Here is a 20,629-nt window from a genome sequence, read left to right on the forward strand (position 1 = left end):
GACCTGCCTTGAAAAATCAATCCGAAAGGAAACCGCAAGAAAGCGTGCCAGCCAGCAGAGTAGAGCATCGAGGCGATTGTTTTTGGCGTTGTAAGCGAATGAGCGATGAAAAACCGCAGATGAGTAACCAGAGGGAAGTATGCGCCCGCTCAATCCTCGGACGGAGATTCAATCGGAATGGCAAAACCTGTCTTCACACGATCCATTATGACCATCGTTTTGAAGCCTTTGATATCCGAGTTCTCATAGAAGAATCGACGCGTGAAATGCTCATAATCCTCCATGGTACGGGCGGTAATGTAGAGAACGAAATCCGCGTCGCCGGTGACGTAAAACCCGTTGACGACCTCAGCTGACGATTTGATGGCCTTCTTGAATTTGTCGATGATGTCTGAGCGCTCTCGCTCGAGGCTCACCAGCACAAGCATCTGAATAGGCCTTCCCACCGCTTTCGCTGAAACGATCGAGACGTCGGCTTCGATGATTCCATCCGAACGGAGTCGTTTCAACCGGCGCTGACACGCCGTAGCAGAAAGCCCAGCCATTTCACCGATGACCTCGGAAGTCAGCCGGTTATTCTTCTGGACGATCTCCAGGATGCGGGCGTCTATCCGGTCGTATGGCATGATTGGGCTCCAGCCTTCAGGTGCATTCCGTCGCGACGTGCATGTGCGTTGCAGGAAATCGTCCGAGCGTCGGGGAAATGCGACGCAAATCTCTATGCATTATCAGTATCCTGAATTCATGGGCAATTTCAACAAAATGACCGCGTAGGGCCCCCAAATGGCGTTTCCAAGTACCCAGCACAAACGTCCGCACGCGGTCGGTCTGGCTACCAAGTATCTTCAAAATCTGCGCCGTCGTGATTTTCTGGCGGGAGGGGCGCTCGTCGACGGTCAGTGGGTGGCCGGCCGCGAGCGAGACCATGTGATCGATCCCGCGACGGGTGAGAAGATCGCGGATGTGGCTCGTTGCGGCGCCGCAGAGATGGAGGAGGCGATAGCTGCGGCTGAGCGGTCTTTTCCCGTATGGCGAGAATTGTTGCCGGCAAGGAGAGGTGCGATTCTCCGAGTTTGGGCCTCATTGATGCTCGAGCACAAGGAGGAACTCGCGATCCTGGTGACGAGCGAGCAAGGCAAGCCGCTTGCTGAGGCGCGCCAGGAAATTGCATACGGTGCTGGCTTTCTTGAGTGGTTCGCAGCAGAGGGGGAGCGCGCATACGGCGAGACGATCCCGAGCCATAAGCTTGGAAGTCTGCTTCACGTGCGAATGCAGCCAGTAGGTGTCGTGGCGGCGATAACGCCGTGGAATTTTCCTATAGCGATGATCACACGGAAGGCGGGGGCCGCGCTCGCTGCCGGATGTCCGATCATTGTGAAGCCTGCTCCCGAGACGCCGCTATCCGCGCTGGCGCTTGCCAGGCTGGCCGAGCAAGCTGGGCTCCCACCGGGCGTGTTTCAGGTGCTCGTCGGCAATCCGATCGAACTTTCCACGCCCCTGTTGAGCGATACAAGAATACGCGCTCTTTCGTTTACGGGTTCTACAGAAGTGGGCCGTTTGCTTCTTAAGGGGGCAGCCGAGAGCGTCAAGAAGGTATCGCTAGAGTTGGGGGGGCATGCTCCTTTTCTGGTGTTTGACGATGTCGATCTTGAGAAGGCCGTCAAGGGTGCGATGGCAGCAAAATTTGCTACGTCTGGTCAGGACTGTTTGGCTGCTAACCGCATCTACGTGCAAAGAAGCATTTATAGCGCCTTCGTTGATAAGTTCGCAGCCGGGATAGCCCAACTGAGAATTGGGCATGGTCTGGATCCTACAACGGATATCGGGCCAATGACCAAGTTGTCAGTCGCCGACAAATGCAGGTCTCACATCGAGGATGCGGCGAAGAAAGGGGCGCGCGTTGTCTCGCCGCAGCGGGGTGAGAGTTTGGGTCCCAATTTCGTTCCTCCGATGTTACTTAGCGACGTCACCGAGGACATGCTCATCGCTTGCGAGGAGACATTCGGGCCTATCGCAGCTGTGCTTCCCTTCGATTCAGAAGAAGAGGTTGTCGCCCGAGCAAACTCTAGCGATATGGGGCTCGCCGGGTACGTCTACACGGACAATCTACGCCGCGCGATGCGACTGTCAGAGCGGATCGAATGCGGCATGCTCGGTATCAATACTGCTTCATTTACTGGGCCACCCATTCCGTTCGGGGGATGGAAACAATCTGGGCTCGGACGCGAAGGGTCGCGGCATGGATTAGCTGAATATATGGAACTGAAATACGTCTGCTTCGGCGACCTGGCGACTTAGGAGGGCGACATGATTGACATCAAGACCATTGCTGAACGGGATCGCTCGAGTGTTCTGCATCCTTTCACCCAGCTCAAGGAATTCGCCACCGGTAAGATTGGTGACCCGACGATCGTTACTGGTGGGAAGGGAATTAATATCAAGGACGCAGAGGGCCGCAGTTATATTGACGGCTTTGCCGGCCTATACTGTGTAAACATCGGCTACGGTCGCACCGAGGTGGCCGAAGCCATCGCGCGCCAAGCTTACAGCTTGGCTTACTACCACACATATGCAGCGCACACGACCGAAGAGCTCGCCACGCTTTCGGACCGCCTCGTGCGCATGGCGCCTGGCAAGGCAAGCAAAGTATTCTACGGGCTCTCGGGATCGGATGCCAACGAGACTCAAGCAAAGCTTGTCTGGTACTACAACAATCTACGCGGCCAGCCCAAGAAGCAGAAAATTATCTCGCGTGAGCGCGGGTATCATGGTTGCTCGGTGATCTCCGGTTCGATGACCGGCATGTCATTTTATCACGATCACATGAACCTGCCCGTCCCGGGTGTTCTGCATACAGGCGCGCCGCATCACTATTGGGGCGCTGAACCGGGCGAGACGGAAGAGGACTTTTCTCGCCGGCGAGCGGCCGAGCTCGAACAGTTGATCGTGAGAGAGGGCCCAGAAACGGTCGGTGCATTCATTGCTGAGCCGGTACTCGGCACGGGTGGCATCACGCCGCCGCCTGCGGGTTACTGGCATGAAATCCAGGCGGTGCTCAGACGGTACGACGTCCTTTTGATTGCCGATGAGGTCATCTGCGGATTCGGTCGCACCGGCGCGGACTTCGGGAGCACGCTGTACGGGATGGAACCAGATCTTGTCACAGTCGCCAAAGGGCTGACATCCGGCTACATGCCGCTCTCGGGAGCCATCGTCGGCGAGAGAGTTTACAAGGTCATGGAGGAAGCCGCCGATCGCGTCGGAGCATTCTCCCATGGATATACTTACTCCGGCCATCCAATCGCAGCAGCAGCAGCCAATGCGGTCCTCGACATCGTCGAGAAGGAACGACTAAGCGATCGAGCCCGAACCGTCGGCGCGCACTTTCAAAAGCGACTCAAGGAACGATTTGCACAGCTGGAAATCGTCGGGGAAGTTCGAGGGGTGGGCTTGCTCGGGGCGATCGAGTATGTCGCGGACCGGCAGACAAAAAAGCGATTTGATCAGGAGCTGAAGGTCGGTGCCCGCATTTCAAAGGCGGCTCGTGATCGGGGGCTTATTGCACGAGCGATGCCGCATGGAGACATCCTTGGCTTTGCACCGCCTCTCGTCGTGTCCGAGGCTGAGATCGACGAAATCGTTGAGATAGCCTATCAGGCCACCAAACAGGTGATGGACGAACTCGCGAATAAATAGGCGGTCTCGTGAGCGCGGAAGCTTTCCGTGCTGGCCGGCCCCGCGATCAGCAAGAGTTCTTCCTCAAAAGTGGATGCGGCACGGGAAATGCGACTAAGCGCCTCCCTTGCTGGTCGCTGACGGGCCGCATTCGAATGCGAGCTGTTCAATCCACAAATCGCTTGAAACGACGGGGCACGAATCGGGAAGTGTAAGTAGAAGGCGTACGTTCTTGCAGCACACGGTCAGAACAGATACCCGTTTCCCTGATCTAAACGACGTTGATGGCGGCCCATTGCGCGAGGGAACAACAATCCATACTCCTTGATCCAGCTGCGATCGCGCCGGTTTCGAATCCGATGCGTTCGGCATGAGGCGCATGTTTGCGTAACTGGCCGGTCAACGCGCCCGGATCAGATTTGCCCCTTCCTTCGAAGATTACTTGTCCCATCTCGCTGACTACGCATATCGCCCTTTCCCTTTGTGAGACATCCAGCCCAACGTATTGCTTCATCATAGCTGCTCCGAATCGTTTGATTGCGAGAGCTTGACAATAGCGAGAGTACCTTCCTCCCGAGCGCCAACCGCAATTACGTCATCGTGTTCAAATTTGGCTCTGACTCACTTTTGATGCAGTTCGAGGAATCTTTGGCGCATTGATTGGGGGAGAAACAGCGCCATGTAGCAAGCACCCCGACCAGCTCCGACGGAGCAATCGCTGCCGGCGTGTCCATGGAGAGAAGAAAGGTCACTTGACAACAAGCCCGCAATTAAAGGGCCGATTGACACATTGGCCTGCGCACCGACAAACCCGATCACCCGGGAGGTCCGCGCATCATTAGCGATGGCCCGGACCACGGCCTGAAACCAACCACCCCGCACGAGGTTGCGGGGATCCGCAAGGAGCCACCCTGTCTGAATCAGTGCAAACTGGAAGCATGTCGCAGGCCAACGCAGCGGCAGCCCCCCAGCGCATTGAATGGGTTGCCGGCCGACCCAGGCAATATGGGGTTGATATTGACAAGCTGACCGGAATAAGCCCAGTTGACATAACGTGTATACCTATTATCGTCGCGTCCTGAAGCTGACTAGGGGGCGACAAATGGGATGTTCAGAATTCAGTAGGCGAACCGTGCTGATTGGGAGCGCGGCCCTGGCTGTGTCCGGTGCGGGCGCTTCAGCCGTTAGCGCGCAATCGATCACAGATCGGGTTCTCAAAGAAGGGAAGATCACCATCGGTATCTTCAACGGGGAGCCTTGGGGATTTGTTGGTCAGGATGGAAAGGTCACCGGCTTTCATCCAGAGCTGATTGCGGCAGTTCTCGGCCCCCTCGGAGTCGCGAATATTGACTTTGCGATAGTAGACTGGCCAGCTCTTATTCCAAGCCTACTGTCGAAGCGGATTGACGTTATCGCGTGCGGCATGGCCATCACCCCGGTGCGCTGTGAGCAAGTGATTTTCAGTAATCCCGATCTGGCCATCGGAGACGCCGCGCTCGTGAAGACAGGCAATCCTCATAACATTCACAGCTATGCCGATGTGGCCAGAAACCCGGCCCTACGCATGGGCACTGCGCGAGCTAGCATTGAAGTTGATAATGCCATCAAGTCTGGCATTCCCAAAGACCGCATGCTTTTGTTTCCGGATGGAGACTCGCTCGTCAGTGCGCTGTTGGCCGGTCGGATCGACGTTCTGATGAATCCAACGCCAGCCGTGATACCCACACTTAAAGATCCGAACCTTAAGGGGAAGCTGGAGCGCGCGATTCCGTTCACCGGCTTAGTTGAGAATGGCCGCGAACAAGCCTTTTACACGGCGGTCGAGTTTCGACCGGAAGATGCGCGATTGCGCGATCTTTACAATGAAAGCCTAGCAAAGCGGAGAGCTGAAGGAACGGTAACGACAATAGCCGCACGATACGGCTTGACCGCCTCCGATATCGCGCCGGACAGCCTGACAGCAAAGGATCTATGTCCTAATAACTATCGCTAAGCGGTGGTACACAAGAACCTGGTTTCCGCCCCATCGTCCAGGCTAATTAGTGCGACCGTGATCGTCACCATCCTAGGAATGTACGCAGTGCCATCCGCTCTTCCCACTGGCGGGCGCCCGCTATATTGCTGCGATAAACTGATAAAAAAGCCGATCAGCTGCTTCGCCACATTGCTGAATTGCCTTTCGGACCGCATCTTTTACAGATGCTGTATTTTCTGAGCGGTACAAATTAGACTGTAACTTGTTGACTACACCCACAATCTGGCTGTTTCGAGGGGAGTGCCATGACTACGAGCTTCATGGTCGACGATCTAACGGTTTATCGCATCATCGAAAGGGAAGGAGTCTCCTTGCCGGCGCGCGATATGTTCCCCGATCTTACGCCTGAACTGCTCGTCGAAAACCGGAGCTGGATGCACCCGACGGCGCTGACGAGCGAGGACATTCTCATTCTATGCTGCCAATCCTACGTGGTGCGCACTCCGCACCACACAATTCTGATCGACACTTGCATCGGCAACGACAAGCAGCTCCCTCAATACCCGACTTGGCACATGCAAACCAGCGACAGTTATATGCGCGGGCTCGCGGTCCACGGCTTGACAGTGGGTGACATTGATTATGTCGTTTGCACACATTTACATATCGATCACGTGGGCTGGAACACTCGCCTTGAAAATGGGCGCTGGATACCCACGTTCCCAAACGCGCGATATCTATTCACGAAGCAGGAATACGACTATTGGTCCGCTGAGAACGACAAGGAGCGGAGAAATTCGTTCATGGAAAGCGTCCTTCCGATAGTAGAGGCGAACCGAGCGGACCTCGTCAGCAACACGCATCAACTCGGCGATCATGTCCGCTTTCTGCCAACGCCAGGCCATACGCCGGATCATGTCGCCATCTGCCTTGGACGCGGACACGACCATGTCGTGATTCTCGGCGATCTGATGCATTCGCCGCTGCAGATGCGCTATCCAGACATCAGTCCTTATTTCGAACACGACAAAGCGCAGTCGAATGCATCTCGAAGGGACCTGCTCACTCGCTATTGCGAAACCTCGACCCTCTGCTGTACGATACATTTTCCATCGCCATCGGTCGGTCGTATCAAGCATTGGGGCGACGGCTTTAGATTGGAAACGAATTGAATTGAGGGGGAAACGCTCGAACGTTAGATCATGCGCTTCCCCAGATGCACATTGTAAAGTCCCTTCGCGAACGCTGCTGCGCTCGCTCTTTCGCTCTTTCGGCCGCATGGTTGGAGAGACAGGATCGCGTCCAAGTGTTTCCTTAATCCAGACATGACGCCATCGGCAGCCCGAGGAACCTGAAGCGGCCAGCTGTAGCGCCTCAGCATCTACATCGCAGCCGAAACGAATGCAGCCGCCAAGCCCGATCTGGCAAGGAACGCTTGGTCACTTGCTAAAGTAGCGGCCCCATAGCTGAACTTGTGGATTCACACGCAGCATACGCGCCTGAGATAAGCTTGTAGCAGCTGCATGCCTTCTGTTCGAGGCACTTGCGTTCGTCGAGCTGCAAAACACCACGCATCTTGCGGATTAACCTTTGTTCTTCGAACCGAATTAGCGTCTCCGTCACGCTGGCGCGGCGTAAACCTAAGGCCGACGAAAGATAGTCATGGGTAATTGGAAGCACATCAGCATCAACAGCATCGCTTGCTAAGCAAATCCAGCACGCGAGCCGCTTCTCGCGATTGTGTCGGACGCCGCATAATCCGGCCTGAGCAGAATGCAAGCTCAGCGCTTGAATATATCGCGAGAGTTGCTCTCGGATCCGGGGCCGGTCGTTGATCACTCGACGCAGATCCTCAACCCGAATCCTATGCGCGCTTCCCGGGAAAAGCACCACAGATTGATGCGTCGAAAGATGCCCCCCCAGCAATGACGAAGCGCCGACTGCGCCATGATATCCTATCACCGCCGTCTCAAGAATACTTCCCGCCGCGACAATTCTCAGCGAAACCAGACCCGACTCGATGAAATAAGCGTAATCTAGTGACTTTTTAGGCTCATGCAGAACCATTCGCTCTCTTAGCACGATTGGCTCAAGGAACTCTCCCAATGCAGCTAGATCTTGCAGAGGGATTCGCGCCAAAATGGAATTTTTCACGAAAGATCGCGTGCTTGGACGCGCGCTGCCAGGCCATGGGAGCGTCGGTAGGCTGTTCAGTTCGTGGGTCACATCATCCGACTCGATCTAGGGCCCTGAGCCATTTGAAAGGTTCAACACTGAGGAAAAAGGCGCCCCATAAGGAGCGGCCAGTGTTTGCCCGTCGCGGGAGGAAGATGACGACGAACAATTCGACCAAACTTATCGAGTAACCAGTGGCCTTAGAACCTCGATAAAGCCGCGCGCAGGTCAGTCGACAAAAGAAGACATAGGAGGCTGCATTCGTGGCCAGTTGACTGGCGCACTTTGCGATCGGCAAGCACCCGACAACATAGAGCTCTACACGATCAACGCCTGCAGCCGAGTGCCGTGTCGCATCGTGCATCTTCGGTAGAACTGCGTCCATTTTTGAAGAATCCCATCAATCATTGGTCGCTTCAAATATGCTGCTAACCGTGAACGGATTCGCGTTACCGTTTGGTACCGGAAACGCGTTGCCCGTCTTGATGCCTGAATTGTCGAATTTGAACGTCGACAAACGATATGAGGTCTGCTCGCAGTTTTCTCGCAAGTCCCCGGCTCAGGCTGGCCATACACGTCTTTCTTTGCGGCAATTCCGCCGGATTTCTGCAAGCGACGAATTTGCAGCGCCCAGATTCGATGTAGAAACCAGCCGCAATGCCGTCGAATCGACGGGCCTTGAGCCTAACTGAACTGTGCTGAATTCTGTTACGACCAAATCTATCTTGGTATTTCCAAGTGGCGCGAATGCCGCCTTCAGGCCCATCCACAGACTGACCCTCTTCCGTCGGCATCTACAAAGCCGCCAAGGTGACTGGTCAAAGATACCAAGGGTCACTTTCCCGATTTCCAGCGCTAGAGCCAAGGCATCTCGCGTATGCCGACTAAACCCTTGAGCGCCAACGCTATCGAAACGAGTGCTGCCTTATTGTCGTCGGATATGCTCTTTTCTGATTGCTATACCCAACCATTGTATATAATGTATGGCAGGTATATCGGCATGTCAAGAAGAAGTGTCGGAAGCCAAGCCTACTGCCGTTTGAATTGGATCCTCTTCAAGAGGGTTCAAGAACTAAGGGCGCGACCTCAGGGCATGGCTCGTTAAGTGCAATTGATGAGATTGATGGAGCAGTAAGAATGTCGGATGCGATACCTTCTTGGCCGGGCGAGACTGAAATAAGCTTCAGGATCTCGCGCCTGAAGGAGAACATGGCCCAGGTACCTCTGGATGCGCTCGTCATTACTTCTCAACACAACTTCGAGTATTATACTGGTCACCGCACCCTATTCTGGCTCTCTGACACGCGTCCTCTGCTGGCGATCGTTAGGCGTGATAAGCCTGGGATTACGATCATCATCAATAGCGGCGAGCAGCGCAACGCATATTGCGGTCGCAATGCGGATGTGCATCGGGTCTTCTATAACGGGTTTACGGAAGTAGCACTCGATGCTGCCGGAGACTTTTTGCGCGGGCTCCCGAATGGAGCTGCAATTGGTTTTGACTACGGCCGCGATATGTTCGGTCGCGGATCACTAAGTCTTTTCGATGTTCTTCGCGGTGCGCCCAATCACTTTCAGCTCACGGATGCCGCCGACCTAATTTGGCGCCAGCGTTTGATAAAGAGTGAGCATGAGCTGGATGCAAAGCGACGGGCCTGCAATATCGCGACTAGCGCATTCTTCGACGGATTGGCCGACCTCCGGCTCGGGATGAGCGAGTACGAGTTCGGACAATCGCTCAAGCAGCGAATGATTGGACTTGGTGCAGACAGCGTTGATTGGTTGCCGGTCCGCTTTGGGCGAGGCGGTCAGAGCTATGCACAGCCCAATGGGGACACCAAACTTCAAAACGACGACTTTGTCTGGGTCGACATGGGTGCTCGTCGCGCCGATCAGATCAGTGATCTGAACCGCGTGGCCAAGGTCGGTAGGGCGACGCCAGAGCAAGAGGAGACGTACGAGTTTGTGAGAAACGTCACCCTTCGCCTAGCAGACGGGATCCGACCGGGAATGACGGGCCATGACGCCTACGCGCTGTTCGATCAGCTCTGGTCTGTCAGAAAGCACTCAGGTCGTCTCGCCATAGCGGGACGCGTAGGACATGGTTCGGGGATCGCATTGACGGAGCCGCCATCCCTGATGGCCGGTTCGGCGGAGATCATCTTGGAAGACATGGTCTTACATGTGGAGCCGAAGCTGGAGGCTGCCGCTGGCGTGTTTCAGATGGAGGAAGTTTTCAGGGTTACGCCAAGCGGTCCCGAGTTTTTGAGCACGGCGTCACCAGCAAAACTACCCGTAGTCGAACTTTGAAGTCCTCGCCCAAAACCATCTTATCCCGCTCGCTTACGCTGCGCATGCAGCCGGTGGGGCCGACTGTTGACGCATCTGTCAGCTTTGTCGCACCGGTTGCGAGAGCGCAGCGCAAACCCTGCCGTGCGCAACCAATTGCTGCGAGAGCTCGATGAAAAGCCGTGTCTGGACCACGATCGATTTTGATGCGCGGGGAATTCAATCCGATTTCGCCCGCGTTCCATTCTCCTCCGATATCTCCGCCTACGGCTGGATTCCGGTTCCGATGCTTTGCTTCAAGGGTGGTGAGGGACCCACGGCGCTTTTGACCGCGGGAACCCACGGCGATGAGTATGAAGGTCAAGTCACGCTGCGCAAGCTAGCGCGAGAACTTTCGAAGACGGAACTTCGCGGTCGGGTAATTATTCTGCCCGCCCTTAATCAGCCAGCGGTATGGGCGGGCCGTCGCAACTCGCCTCTTGATGGAGGCAATCTCAACCGCGTCTTCCCAGGCAACCCCGAGGGGGGGCCTACAGCGATGATTGCACATTATGTCGCTACAGAACTGTTCCCGCTCGCTGATTTGATTATCGATCTGCATTCGGGCGGAAGCTCGCTCGACTACTTGCCCGTGGCGCTGGCCCGCCCCGGCCGCACTGAGGGCGAAGTCGAAGCCATCCGGCATCTCCTCAAAAGCTTCGCTGCGCCCTATAGCGTCGTGACAAATGGTGCGGCTGGCGGCGCGGGCGCGACCCTCTATGCGGCAGCCGAACAGCAGGGCATTCCGGCCCTCACCACCGAACTGGGCAGTGGTTCGACACTGTCCGAGACAGGTCTTGCGATCGCCGAGAGCGGTCTGCGTCGCGTACTGCGCGACTATGGCATAGCGCCCACAATTGAGGCCCCTCAGGCGCCAGCGACACGCCTTGTCCGATTTATCGGGCAAGCTGGTACGATCTATTCGCCGTGCGACGGCCTTTTTGAGCCCTTTGCCAAGCCCGGTGAGAAAGTCGCTGCTGGCCAAAAGGCCGGATGTGTTCATCGCTTAGATGACGCACTGGCGCAACCGCTTGAACTCACGTTTGCCGAAGGGGGGGTCGTGACCTTCCGACGCTTTCCAACGCTAACCTCTACGGGCGACGCACTATTTGGCCTCACGACTGAGGCGGAGAGTTAGGACAGGGGCAAGGTTAGGCGCGCATGCCCCGATCAGGTGTGTCGATCGTTAAACTCGCAATTGCGAGTGGATTCAGCAAGCCTCATTCGAGCTATCACCGAAAGTTGGTGACGGCGGGAATCGGGAAGGCGGCATATCGTGGGGGTGCTTGACGCCTCCACTTCTCCACCGAAGGAGCGATATGCCGTGTCCAAAGATAACATCATCAAGCTGATTCAGCCAGGAACCGTCGCCGATCAACTCACAGAAGTCTTGCGTAGCGGGGCACGCGCCCTTCTCGCCCATGCGGTCGAGGCCGAGGTCGAGGACCTTCTCGGCAAGCATGCCGATTTGAAGACCGCGGACGGCCACCAGCGCATCGTCCGCCACGGTCACCTGCCGGAGCGGGAGGTGATGACCGGTATCGGTCCGGTCGCTATCCGCCAGCCGCGTGTGCGCGATCGCGAGGCGGACGCCTCCGATCCCGACCGCATCCGGTTCTCTCCGGCGATCCTGCCACCCTACACGCGGCGTTCGAAGTCGATCGAGACGCTGCTGCCGATCCTTTACCTGAAGGGGATCTCGACTGGCGACTTCTCGGAAGCGCTGGCTGCGCTGCTCGGCAAGGATGCCGCCGGGTTGTCGGCCTCCGCGATCGGTCGCCTGAAGGATGGCTGGCTCGACGAGCACACCGCGTGGCAGAAGCGCGATCTGTCGGCCAAGCGCTACGTCTACATCTGGGCCGATGGCATCCATCTGGAGGCGCGGCTCGAGGACGCAAAGCAGTGCATCCTGGTGCTGATCGGAGCGACGCCGGAAGGCCGCAAGGAACTGGTCGGCTTCACCGATGGCGCCCGCGAAAGCGCGCATGACTGGCGCGGTCTGCTGCTTGATCTGAAGCGCCGTGGGCTCGACGCGCCTCCGCGGCTCGTCATCGCCGATGGCGCACTCGGCTTCTGGAAAGCCGCCGGCGAGGTCTGGCCGAAAACGCGCGAGCAGCGCTGCTGGGTGCACAAGACTGCAAACGTGCTCGCCAAGCTGCCGAAGAGCCAGCACCCAAAAGCCAAACGCGCGTTGCAGGAGATCTGGATGGCCGAAACGAAGGTCGCCGCCGGGCTGGCGTTCGATGCCTTCATCGAGAGCTACGCGCTGAAATACGAGAAGGCGGCCGACTGCCTGAGCAAGGATCGAGACACGCTGCTCGCCTTCTACGACTTCCCGGCCGAGCACTGGAAACACTTGCGGACGACCAACCCCATCGAAAGCACCTTCGCCACCGTGCGCCACCGCACGATCCGATCGAAGGGTTGTCTGTCGAACGGGACCGCGCTCGCGATGGTCTTCAAAGTGGTCGAGGGCGCACAGAAAAGCTGGCGCCGTCTCGATGGCCACAACCAGTTGCCAAAACTCGTTCTCGGTGTGACATTCAACGATGGGATCGAGGTCATCGCCAAGCCGGCCGACCGTCAGCCCATAACCGCCGCCGCCTGACCGGCACCGCCGTCACCAAAATTTGGCGATAGCTCGCCTCATTCCTCGAAAGCGGCCGCTGGTTGATACATCGGGAGGCCTCTGGCCTGCGACCAGCACTGCAGACAAGAGTTGAGCTTTGAGGATGGATCAAGCATGCGCCTGCTCGCCGTTAGTGGAAGCGTAAGCGTAGCTCTGCGGCCCTTTTGAATCGCGCTTGACGTCTATTTTGTTCGCGTGGCGTGTCGCCGCGGTTTCCATGTGTCGGACAACGCGTTGACGGCGGCCTCGAGGGCCTTCCGGTCGATCACGTTGGGATCGAACCGCTCCGGGCCCCAGCGGCGCATATTTTCGCGCTCCGGATGAGCAGGGTCGCTGATGGCGTCGAGGTATTCGGCATAGCCTGGCGCACCACCGACGTCTTCCGGAGGACAACGACCGGCGGCCTCGAGCAGGAAGGGCATGCCCTCCGTCGTGGTGTTGTCGAACCATTTTTCGAGCTTGATCACGTGATCCCAGCTGTCGCCGAAGTCATAGAGATAGTGGATCGTCTTGGCGCCGGTCTCTCGAACGATATCGCAAAGCCGCGCTTTACGGGCATCCATGGGCTGGTGGCCGTAATCATTGTCGGGGTCGGGAATCCCCCAATGTGCCTCACCAGCGAAGAACTCGAAGAGGTGACTGTTCGTCCAGCCGAATGCCTCCTGAAGCGTCAGATGCAGCCGATCAAGGCGCAGCGTGAGCGGCACGACAAGGCGACGCATCACCTCCGGTTTTACGTCCTTGAGGGTCACCTTGATCCGGACCGCGGTCGTGTTCAGGCTCATGCCGCCAGCCTCGGATCGTGTGCATGCATCGTGTAGATCGATGCCCAAGGGAGCAGTTCGTCCAGTCGCGCCGCAGGCCAACCATTGACGAGCTTCGCGAGAACATCAGCGAGCCAGTGCTCGGCATTGACGCCATTGAGCTTACAGGTCTCGATTAACGAAGCCAGCACTGCCCAATTCTCGGCGCCCTCGTCGCAACCGGCAAAAAGGGAGTTCTTGGCGTTGAGCTTGATCGGCCGCATCGCACGCTCGACAGCATTCGTGTCCATCTCGATGCGCCCGTCATCAAGATAGAGCGTCAAGCCGTCCCAATGACGCAGCGCGTAACGCAAGGCCTTCGCCGTGTCGCTCTTCTGTGCAAGGTGATCAAGCTTGGCCTCAAACCACTGCTTCAAGGCTGTAGCCAGAGGTCGGGCATGCGCCTGCCTGCCAGCACGGCGCTCGACATCTGATCGGCCGCGGAGCGCTTTTTCGACCGCGTAAAGTTCGGCGATGCGCTCAAGAGCCTCGCGGGCAACCGGCGCTGGCGCAGGCGAAGCCTCGCGCTCGATCTTCACAAATTGGCGCCTCAGATGCGACCAGCAGAAGGCGAGCGTCCCGGACAAGGCGTCCGCACGCGTCTCTCGGGTCATAGTCTTGTAAGCCTGATAACCGTCGCAGTGGATGATGCCGCGAAAGCCCTCAAGTAGCTGCAAGCCATGAACGGCCCCACGGCCCGGCGCATAGGCGTAAACCACAACAGGTGGGTCAGGTCCGGCCCAGGGCCTGTCATCGCGTGACAGCGCCCAGAAGTAGCCGGTTTTGGTCCTGCCGCGCCCCGGATCCAATACCGGTGCGGGGGTCTCGTCGACACAGAGCTTCGAAGAGGCGAGCAGAAGCTGGCGCAGACGATGCCACAAGGGCTTCAATTCCTGGGCGGCGTAGCCGACCCAGAAGGCGAGCGTGGAACGGTCGATGGCGATACCGTGCGTCGCCAGCATCTGCGCCTGGCGGTAAAGCGGCAAATGCCAATGATACTTGGCGTCGATCACATGCGCGACGAGCCGCTCGGTCGGCAGTCCTCCCCTGATCAATCGCTCGGGAGCAGCACGCTGGAGGACGACGCCGTGACAGGCGCGGCAGGCCAGTTTGGGGCGGCGGGTGACGATGACGCGATACTGCGCCGGTACGACGTCCAGCCTCTGGCTCTCATCGTGACCGATCTCAAAAAGGTCGCCTGCGCAGCACGGGCAGCAGGTTGCAGCGGGCATCAGGGTCTCGATGATGCGCGGCAAATGCTCCGGCAGCTTGCCACGATTGGCCCTCCGCTCGGCAGCTCTCTTCTCGCGTGCTTTGGGATTGGCGCGGTCCTCGGCTGCTTCGAGAGCCGCGACAGCCTGATCGATATCCTCCAGAACAAGCTGGAGCTGATCAGCGTCAAGCTTTTCCGAGGATCGACCGAACTGCGCGTCTTTTGCAAGCTTGAGCAACCGCTCGAGCCTGGCGCAGCGATCCAGCAGAGCCGCGGCAAAGGCACGCAACTCGGCTGGATCGCTCGGCAGCTCATCAGGCAAATCACTCATTGGCCCGAGTCTGTCATGCTTCGCGCCCCGATGCAGCGAAGATTTTATGTCCTACGCAAGCGCTTTCGGCTGCAGGATTCGAGGCGCATGCATGCGTGTCCAATCCATGCCGGCCAGAAGCGCGGACAACTGCGCGGCGTTCATTCGCATGACGCCGTCAACGATCGGCGGCCACTTGAAGGCGCTGCCCTCAAGCCGCTTCCAATACAGCACGAGGCCACTACCATCCCAGACAACTATCTTCACCCGATCAGCGCGCTTCGCACGGAAGACCACCGCCACGCCCTTCATCGGATCGTGGCCCAGCGTCTCCTTCGCCAACAGCGCCAGGCCATCTGCGCCCTTCCTGAAGTCTACAGGTCGGGTCGCAACATAAATCATGAAGCCAGCGGGAGCCGTCAGCATGAACGTGTCCGGCGCAACGCAACAAACACATCACTCAACACGGCAAGGCCAGGCGTCCCTCGCACCTCAACTCGTGCCCCATGGAGCTCAACCGTCACAACGGCTGCTTCCGGCGACCCGGAGGGAGCTGCAGCCACCGATGGCGACGATTCCGACACCAACGGCACAAACGACAGTGCTCCCCCCGCAGCTGGCAGCACCAGTTGACCTGAACGCGCCCGGCGCCGCCAGTCATGCACCTGCTGGGGCCGGCAGCCATGGCGACGTGCGACATCTGTTACGATCGCGCCCGGCTCGAGACTGTCCGCGACGATCTGCGCCTTCAAATCATCTGGCCACTGTTTCCGGCCGCCGCCGGCGTACACTTCTATGCGCGGTGACAACGGTCGTCTTATGTCGTCCGAATGGTCGTCCATTGTGAGCACCCTTGCAGAAGATGACTCTTCTAACGGCGCTCATAGGTCTACGCACAAACAATCTGATGGGCCTCGCAGCCCCGCTTACGTGGAAGCGGCAGGCACAAGCCTTGCTCAGGCCAAGGCAGACAGGTGGGACGCGATGATGCGGAAACTGCGGTCATGCGGCCCGATTCGCCCGCGCGGCACCAGTCCAATACGGGGCGGCAAAGCAGGCAGGGCGCTGCCGGGGGCAACAAGCTCGGGCAGGAAGCAATAGCGCGTGATAGCCGCAAAAACGAGAGTCGGGCGACCTGCGCAAAGGGTCGGCGTACTCTTATCCTTGTTCGGAAGGCGAAATGTGCGAACTCATCGCTGCTATTCGGGAGCCAGACAAACGCCCCTTAACCGGTGCAGCCCTTCCATTAGGAGCTATGGCGGATTTTGGGTGACGCGGCCTGATCAGGCGGCGCGGACTTCGGCGGTCGGAATGATTTCGATTCCGTCCGCAAACTTTACACCGGAGATAATCTTCGGCAACTGGTTTGTGCCCTTCAAGCGCCGCCAGGTCTTCGATGCGGCGCCGACGAGCTTGAAGACCATCAGCCTTGCTGTATGCGGCGATAGCGCTCCCTTCGTTCGCACGGCAAGATGCCTGACCGTGGCAAAGACGCTCTCGATGGGGTTCGACGTGCGCAGATGCGACCAGTGCTCGGCAGGGAAGTCGTAAAATGCCAACATCGTCGAGCGATCTTTGATCAGGCATTCAACGGCCCGGTCGTATTTGACGCCGTATTTCTCCACGAAGATGTCGATCGCGGTTTCAGCCGCCGCGGTTCGGCGCCAGGTAGATGTCGCGAAGGCCGCGCTTCATCGCTGGCTGCACAAACTTGGCACCTTGTCGAGCACGTTGACCACCTTGTGACACCAACACCGTTGATGTTGCGTGCCGGGGAAGATTTCATCGAGCGCCTGCCAGAAGCCGAGCGCACCGTCGCCGACGGCAAGCTGGGGTCCGATCCGCAAGCCGCGCTTGCGCAGATTGATCAGCAGTTCTCGCCAGCTTTGCGCGCTCTCGCGCACCCCGACCTGGAAGCCGATCAGTTCTTTCTTCCCTTCAGGCGTCGCCCCGATCAACACCAGCATGCATTCGGCATAGTCCTCCATGCGAGCCTGCAAATAGACGCCATCCGCCCAGATGTAGACGTAGCGCCGTGCCGACAGATCACGCGCTTGCCAGCGCTCATATTCCGCCTGCCAGTCGCTCTTCAGCCTGGCAATGACCGACGGCGACAAGTTCGGCGCGTCCTTGCCGAGCAAGGCCGACAGCGCGTCCTGGAAGTCGTTGGTCGAGATGCCGCGCAAATAGAGCACCGGGATCAAGGCATCAAGACTCTTCGCGCGCCGGGCCCAGAGTGGCAGGATCGTCGAATGGAACCGGATCCTGTCGCCTGGCCCGCTCGCCCGCGCTCGCGAACCTTCGGCCGGGCGACCGCCACCGGACCGATACCGGTGGCAATCTCGCGCTCCGGCCCGTGTCCATGCTGGACCACGCGCGCCTGGCCATCCGGCAGTACCAGATCCGCGGTCGACGCCAGGAACGTGTTGAACTCGAGCTCAACGGCTCTGGCGATCAGCTAGCGGGCTCCGGCCCGAAGTATATCAGTCAGTGGATCGTCAATCCGATCGGGCCGACGCAGGTGAAAAACGTTGCTACCCTCGGTCATAGGCGTATCGCTCTCCATCGTGAGGGGGTCTGGCAAGCTTGAAGCACCCGCCTCGATACGCCGCCTATCTTAGGTCGTCATCACCCAAATTCCGCCTAGCTCTTCCATTAGTCCAGAGATCGACACCCCACTGTCGATCTTCCGAAAAATCCCATCGCGCCAACACGAGCGCTGTCTGCGATACTGCTTTGCTGAGCGGACCGGTGGACGCTCGTCGCAACATCGCGGAGCGCGATGGTGAGCTTGTGAGGAGAAGCCGCCAATGTTGCCGGAGACCTTCAGGCGCGCAACCCATCTGTGGTGGCCCGAACTCCATATCCGCTCCAGGAAATTTGCAACCCTGATCGGCTAACCCTTGGGTTGACGATCCAGCCTTCCTATACTAGGTATGCCACCCACCTTGGCTTTCGCCGATTTATTGAGTCGCCAGAGCAGCACCTTTAATGGAAGCGATTGGAGAATGTCGTGATCAATTCACAACTCCGTGCTTCGTCGTCTCTGCATCAGTCAGTCCGTGAAGAAATTTTGAAGCGCATAACGAAGGGCACTTATCCGCCGTCCGTCCCTATCCCATCCACAGCGATGCTCAGCGAGGAATTTGGGGTCAGTCCGATTACCATCAAGCGGGCTTTGCGTGATTTGCAGGCCTTGGGAGTGTTGACTGCGGTCGCAGGCAAGGGCACGTTCGTCAAGGAACAGAAGCGATTTCTAATTGACCTCAGTGCCTTAGTGTTCTCTTGGGAGAACGCGAGTATACGACTGCTCTCGGTCACGAGGGAAAAAATAACCGATCCAACAATGAGGGTACTCAAGCCGCCAAGTGAGTCGATGCTTTGCGTGCGAAAGATCATCTCGTTCGGAGACGAGATCCCCGCCGTTTACGATTCTACTTATATTTCATCGGATGTTGACGGCGAAATCATTGACGAGTTTGGCGAGCGCCTGGTAACCGAGGCGCTAAGTCGGAATGGGATTCGGATCCGGAGCGAATCTCATATGATCGATGCAGCTCCCGCCGCTGGACAAGCTGCGGAAGTATTTGCCATCCCAAACGGCTATCCGATGCTGCGCCGTCTTTACAAGTTCACGACAAGTAAACCGGGCGTGACTGTTTTCGGCGTTCTCCAATCGCCCTTCGACCGACTTGCCTATACTTTGAACCTTCAATCAGATCGCAAGAATCCGGCGCCAAAGAAGTGATCTCGCCGGGCTCTCGCATTCCTCTTCGCGACTGCGAGCGCTGGTGGACGGACCACGAGCTAAAATTGATTTGGTCCCTGAGGTCGAGGCATGCCGCGCTTATCGATATAAGCAACCATTCCCCGCCGGAGCAATCGTGAGCGTTCGACGGCGGAGCACATGGACAGAAATGGTGCGCGAAGTTCTAGACGTCATTCGCAAGTTGGCTCGCGACGGTATAACGATGGTAATCGTCACTCATGAAATGGGGTTTGCACGCGAGATTGTCGACCAGGTTGCCTTTATGCACTCCGGAATGATCCACGAAATTGGTCCACCTGACCAGATCTTCGGAGCTTCCCGCGAAAAGCGGACGCACGAATTTCTGTCAAAAGTTTTATGAGACGGCAAGATGCGCAAGAACACCCATTTGGATGAAACGCTTTGCGTTATTCCGCCGGAAACACCGCTTGAAGGCTTTGCCAGCCTTGCCGTTCCCGTCTATCGCGGCTCGACAATTATATTTCCGGACGCAGCCTCGTATCGCAGCCGGGCTGCTCGTGGGCCGGATGGCTATACCTATGGGCTCTCCGGGACGCCGACCACGCGGACTTTGGAACGCCAGCTGTCTGCCGTGCACGATGCTGCACGAGCAATCATTGTGCCGTCTGGTCAGGCCGCAATTTCAGTCGCCATGCTTAGTGTGCTCAAGAAAGGCGATCATCTGCTCGTAACGGATAACGTCTATCCGCCTGTAAAGCACTTGACGCGCAAGATCCTCGGCGATTTAGGTGTCGAAACCGAGTTTTTTGATCCTACTCAGCTGACAGACTTTGAGGCGCGGCTTCGACCCGGACGCACGCGGCTCGTATGGGTCGAGTCGCCTGGATCGACTACCATGGAAGTCTGCGATATCCCTGCCATTTCCCGCTTGAGCAAGGCAAAGGGCGCGCTCGTTGGATGTGACAACACCTGGGCGACAGGACTTCTGTGCAAGCCGCTGGATCTGGGCGTTGATATAGTTGCGGAAGCACTGACGAAATATGTAGGTGGCCATTCCGACATTTTGTTAGGGGCGGTTATTTTCCGTGACATGGATCTCTACCAACGGACACGACTCACATTGAGTTCTCTCGGCGTCGGCGTTTCGCCTGACGAATGTTCTCTCGCGTTGCGCGGCATGCAAACAATGAGTCTCCGCCTGCGGCACGTTGGCGAACTATCGGAGGAATTCGCTCAACGATTGACTCAGAACTGGAGTTACCCGGTGCTGCACCCTTGCCTTCCTAGTTTTCCCAATCACAGCATCTGGCAGCGTGATTTCAAAGGCAGTTCCGGTGTCTTCAGTCTCCAAATGGACGGAGTTTGCTCGGAGACTGTCGATCGCGCTTTGGATGGCCTGAAGACGATAGCCATTGGGGCGTCCTGGGGTGGGACGCGGAGCCTTGTCGCCCCAATGGTCATCGCCAATGATCGCGATGTTATGCCCTCAAGCCGAGCAACAACGTATCTGCGGATTAGCATCGGCTTGGAGAACATCGATCATCTGTGGGCAGATCTTGAGGGGCTGCTGAACACGCTGCAGACGCAATAGCTGCTGCAAAGCCACACACAACCGACCTAAAGGTCGCTCGTAATGGCCATGCTCGGCGCGCGGATTTCAGACGCCGTGAAAGAAGAACTGCTGCCGGAGCATGCATGCGGTCTTGTCTGGCACGGAACGGCAGGCAGAGTTTGCACCGCATGCGTAACTCCGCGCGGTGATGCTCGAACGCAAAGCGGGCCACACTATTG

General features: G+C 57.7%; 17 protein-coding genes and 1 pseudogene. 10 read left to right on the forward strand and 8 right to left on the reverse strand.

Going from position 1 to position 20,629, the window contains the following annotated elements; all coding sequences use genetic code 11:
• Nucleotides 1–149: 149 nt before the first annotated feature.
• A complete protein-coding gene (locus JJE66_RS16260; RefSeq protein ID WP_200515184.1) occupies nucleotides 150–626 on the reverse strand; it encodes an Lrp/AsnC family transcriptional regulator in 477 nt (158 codons plus the stop codon).
• 157 nt (nucleotides 627–783) lie between these two features.
• Between JJE66_RS16260 and JJE66_RS16265 the strand changes: the two genes are divergently transcribed.
• Nucleotides 784–2,298, forward strand: coding sequence for an NAD-dependent succinate-semialdehyde dehydrogenase (locus tag JJE66_RS16265; RefSeq protein WP_200515185.1), 1,515 nt, complete (start codon nucleotides 784–786; stop codon nucleotides 2,296–2,298).
• 9 nt (nucleotides 2,299–2,307) lie between these two features.
• Nucleotides 2,308–3,696 (forward strand): aminotransferase, encoded by a 1,389-nt coding sequence (locus JJE66_RS16270; RefSeq protein ID WP_200515186.1) that lies wholly within the window; start codon nucleotides 2,308–2,310, stop codon nucleotides 3,694–3,696.
• Nucleotides 3,697–3,946: 250 nt separating this feature from the next.
• Here the strand turns inward: JJE66_RS16270 and JJE66_RS16275 are convergent, their stop codons facing one another.
• On the reverse strand, nucleotides 3,947–4,192 hold the full coding sequence (locus JJE66_RS16275) for a hypothetical protein (RefSeq protein ID WP_246756226.1): 246 nt from the start codon (nucleotides 4,190–4,192) through the stop codon (nucleotides 3,947–3,949).
• Nucleotides 4,193–4,807: 615 nt separating this feature from the next.
• On the opposite strand from JJE66_RS16275, the gene ehuB reads away from it, so the two are divergent.
• Together ehuB and JJE66_RS16290 are read left to right on the forward strand one after the other, a co-directional pair.
• Nucleotides 4,808–5,668 (forward strand): ectoine/hydroxyectoine ABC transporter substrate-binding protein EhuB, encoded by an 861-nt coding sequence (ehuB, locus tag JJE66_RS16285; protein ID WP_200515187.1) that lies wholly within the window; start codon nucleotides 4,808–4,810, stop codon nucleotides 5,666–5,668.
• Between the two features lie 287 nt (nucleotides 5,669–5,955).
• Nucleotides 5,956–6,822: an MBL fold metallo-hydrolase gene (locus JJE66_RS16290; RefSeq protein ID WP_200515188.1), complete on the forward strand. Its 867-nt coding sequence runs from the start codon at nucleotides 5,956–5,958 to the stop codon at nucleotides 6,820–6,822.
• A gap of 274 nt (nucleotides 6,823–7,096) precedes the next feature.
• Here JJE66_RS16290 and JJE66_RS16295 read toward each other — a convergent pair whose 3' ends face one another.
• Nucleotides 7,097–7,804: a Crp/Fnr family transcriptional regulator gene (locus tag JJE66_RS16295; protein ID WP_311979898.1), complete on the reverse strand. Its 708-nt coding sequence runs from the start codon at nucleotides 7,802–7,804 to the stop codon at nucleotides 7,097–7,099.
• A gap of 1,158 nt (nucleotides 7,805–8,962) precedes the next feature.
• Here JJE66_RS16295 and JJE66_RS16300 point away from each other — a divergent pair.
• The 3 genes from JJE66_RS16300 (at nucleotide 8,963) to JJE66_RS16310 (ending at nucleotide 12,761) form a co-directional block, all read left to right on the forward strand.
• A complete protein-coding gene (locus JJE66_RS16300; RefSeq protein WP_200515189.1) occupies nucleotides 8,963–10,135 on the forward strand; it encodes a Xaa-Pro peptidase family protein in 1,173 nt (390 codons plus the stop codon).
• 151 nt (nucleotides 10,136–10,286) lie between these two features.
• Nucleotides 10,287–11,291, forward strand: coding sequence for a succinylglutamate desuccinylase/aspartoacylase family protein (locus tag JJE66_RS16305; RefSeq protein WP_200515190.1), 1,005 nt, complete (start codon nucleotides 10,287–10,289; stop codon nucleotides 11,289–11,291).
• Between the two features lie 186 nt (nucleotides 11,292–11,477).
• A complete protein-coding gene (locus JJE66_RS16310) occupies nucleotides 11,478–12,761 on the forward strand; it encodes an IS256 family transposase (RefSeq protein WP_200515191.1) in 1,284 nt (427 codons plus the stop codon).
• A gap of 203 nt (nucleotides 12,762–12,964) precedes the next feature.
• On the opposite strand, the gene JJE66_RS16315 is transcribed toward JJE66_RS16310, so the two are convergent.
• Genes JJE66_RS16315 through JJE66_RS16330 form a run of 4 tightly spaced genes read right to left on the reverse strand, consistent with a single transcriptional unit; the run spans nucleotide 12,965 to nucleotide 15,848 of the window.
• Complete coding sequence (locus tag JJE66_RS16315; RefSeq protein ID WP_200515192.1) at nucleotides 12,965–13,567, reverse strand: plasmid pRiA4b ORF-3 family protein; 603 nt, start codon at nucleotides 13,565–13,567, stop codon at nucleotides 12,965–12,967.
• Nucleotides 13,564–15,129, reverse strand: coding sequence for an IS66 family transposase (tnpC, locus tag JJE66_RS16320; protein ID WP_200515193.1), 1,566 nt, complete (start codon nucleotides 15,127–15,129; stop codon nucleotides 13,564–13,566). The genes JJE66_RS16315 and tnpC overlap by 4 nt, the downstream gene beginning before the upstream one ends.
• Before the next feature lie 51 nt (nucleotides 15,130–15,180).
• Entirely contained in the window at nucleotides 15,181–15,534 is a 354-nt protein-coding gene (gene tnpB / locus JJE66_RS16325) for an IS66 family insertion sequence element accessory protein TnpB (RefSeq protein WP_200515194.1), read from the reverse strand.
• Nucleotides 15,528–15,848: a transposase gene (locus JJE66_RS16330; protein ID WP_311979912.1), complete on the reverse strand. Its 321-nt coding sequence runs from the start codon at nucleotides 15,846–15,848 to the stop codon at nucleotides 15,528–15,530. The genes tnpB and JJE66_RS16330 overlap by 7 nt, the downstream gene beginning before the upstream one ends.
• Between JJE66_RS16330 and JJE66_RS38660 the strand changes: the two genes are divergently transcribed.
• Nucleotides 15,792–15,914, forward strand: a complete 123-nt coding sequence (locus JJE66_RS38660) for a hypothetical protein (RefSeq protein ID WP_311979915.1) — start codon at nucleotides 15,792–15,794, stop codon at nucleotides 15,912–15,914. The genes JJE66_RS16330 and JJE66_RS38660 overlap by 57 nt on opposite strands.
• Nucleotides 15,915–16,391: 477 nt before the next feature.
• Here JJE66_RS38660 and JJE66_RS16335 read toward each other — a convergent pair.
• Nucleotides 16,392–17,312: pseudogene (locus JJE66_RS16335) on the reverse strand (IS256 family transposase).
• 809 nt (nucleotides 17,313–18,121) lie between these two features.
• On the opposite strand from JJE66_RS16335, the gene JJE66_RS16340 reads away from it, so the two are divergent.
• Complete coding sequence (locus JJE66_RS16340; protein WP_200515196.1) at nucleotides 18,122–18,856, forward strand: GntR family transcriptional regulator; 735 nt, start codon at nucleotides 18,122–18,124, stop codon at nucleotides 18,854–18,856.
• A 391-nt stretch (nucleotides 18,857–19,247) separates the two neighbouring features.
• Nucleotides 19,248–20,429 carry a PLP-dependent aspartate aminotransferase family protein gene (locus JJE66_RS16345; RefSeq protein WP_200515197.1) on the forward strand — a complete coding sequence of 394 codons (1,182 nt, stop codon included), beginning with the start codon at nucleotides 19,248–19,250 and terminating at the stop codon, nucleotides 20,427–20,429.
• Nucleotides 20,430–20,629 lie beyond the last annotated feature (200 nt).

This window comes from Bradyrhizobium diazoefficiens (assembly GCF_016612535.1).
GTDB classification, from domain to species: domain Bacteria; phylum Pseudomonadota; class Alphaproteobacteria; order Rhizobiales; family Xanthobacteraceae; genus Bradyrhizobium; species Bradyrhizobium diazoefficiens_C.

Coding starts and splice junctions, on each gene's coding strand:
- JJE66_RS16265 (WP_200515185.1), top strand. CDS start 784: ATGGCGTTTCCAAGTACCCAGCACAAACGTCCGCACGCGGTCGGTCTG.
- tnpB (WP_200515194.1), bottom strand. CDS start 15,534: ATGCTGACGGCTCCCGCTGGCTTCATGATTTATGTTGCGACCCGACCT.
- JJE66_RS16275 (WP_246756226.1), bottom strand. CDS start 4,192: ATGATGAAGCAATACGTTGGGCTGGATGTCTCACAAAGGGAAAGGGCG.
- JJE66_RS16270 (WP_200515186.1), top strand. CDS start 2,308: ATGATTGACATCAAGACCATTGCTGAACGGGATCGCTCGAGTGTTCTG.
- JJE66_RS16290 (WP_200515188.1), top strand. CDS start 5,956: ATGACTACGAGCTTCATGGTCGACGATCTAACGGTTTATCGCATCATC.
- JJE66_RS16315 (WP_200515192.1), bottom strand. CDS start 13,567: ATGAGCCTGAACACGACCGCGGTCCGGATCAAGGTGACCCTCAAGGAC.
- JJE66_RS16300 (WP_200515189.1), top strand. CDS start 8,963: ATGTCGGATGCGATACCTTCTTGGCCGGGCGAGACTGAAATAAGCTTC.
- JJE66_RS16305 (WP_200515190.1), top strand. CDS start 10,287: ATGAAAAGCCGTGTCTGGACCACGATCGATTTTGATGCGCGGGGAATT.
- JJE66_RS16260 (WP_200515184.1), bottom strand. CDS start 626: ATGCCATACGACCGGATAGACGCCCGCATCCTGGAGATCGTCCAGAAG.
- tnpC (WP_200515193.1), bottom strand. CDS start 15,129: ATGAGTGATTTGCCTGATGAGCTGCCGAGCGATCCAGCCGAGTTGCGT.
- JJE66_RS38660 (WP_311979915.1), top strand. CDS start 15,792: ATGGCGACGTGCGACATCTGTTACGATCGCGCCCGGCTCGAGACTGTC.
- JJE66_RS16345 (WP_200515197.1), top strand. CDS start 19,248: ATGCGCAAGAACACCCATTTGGATGAAACGCTTTGCGTTATTCCGCCG.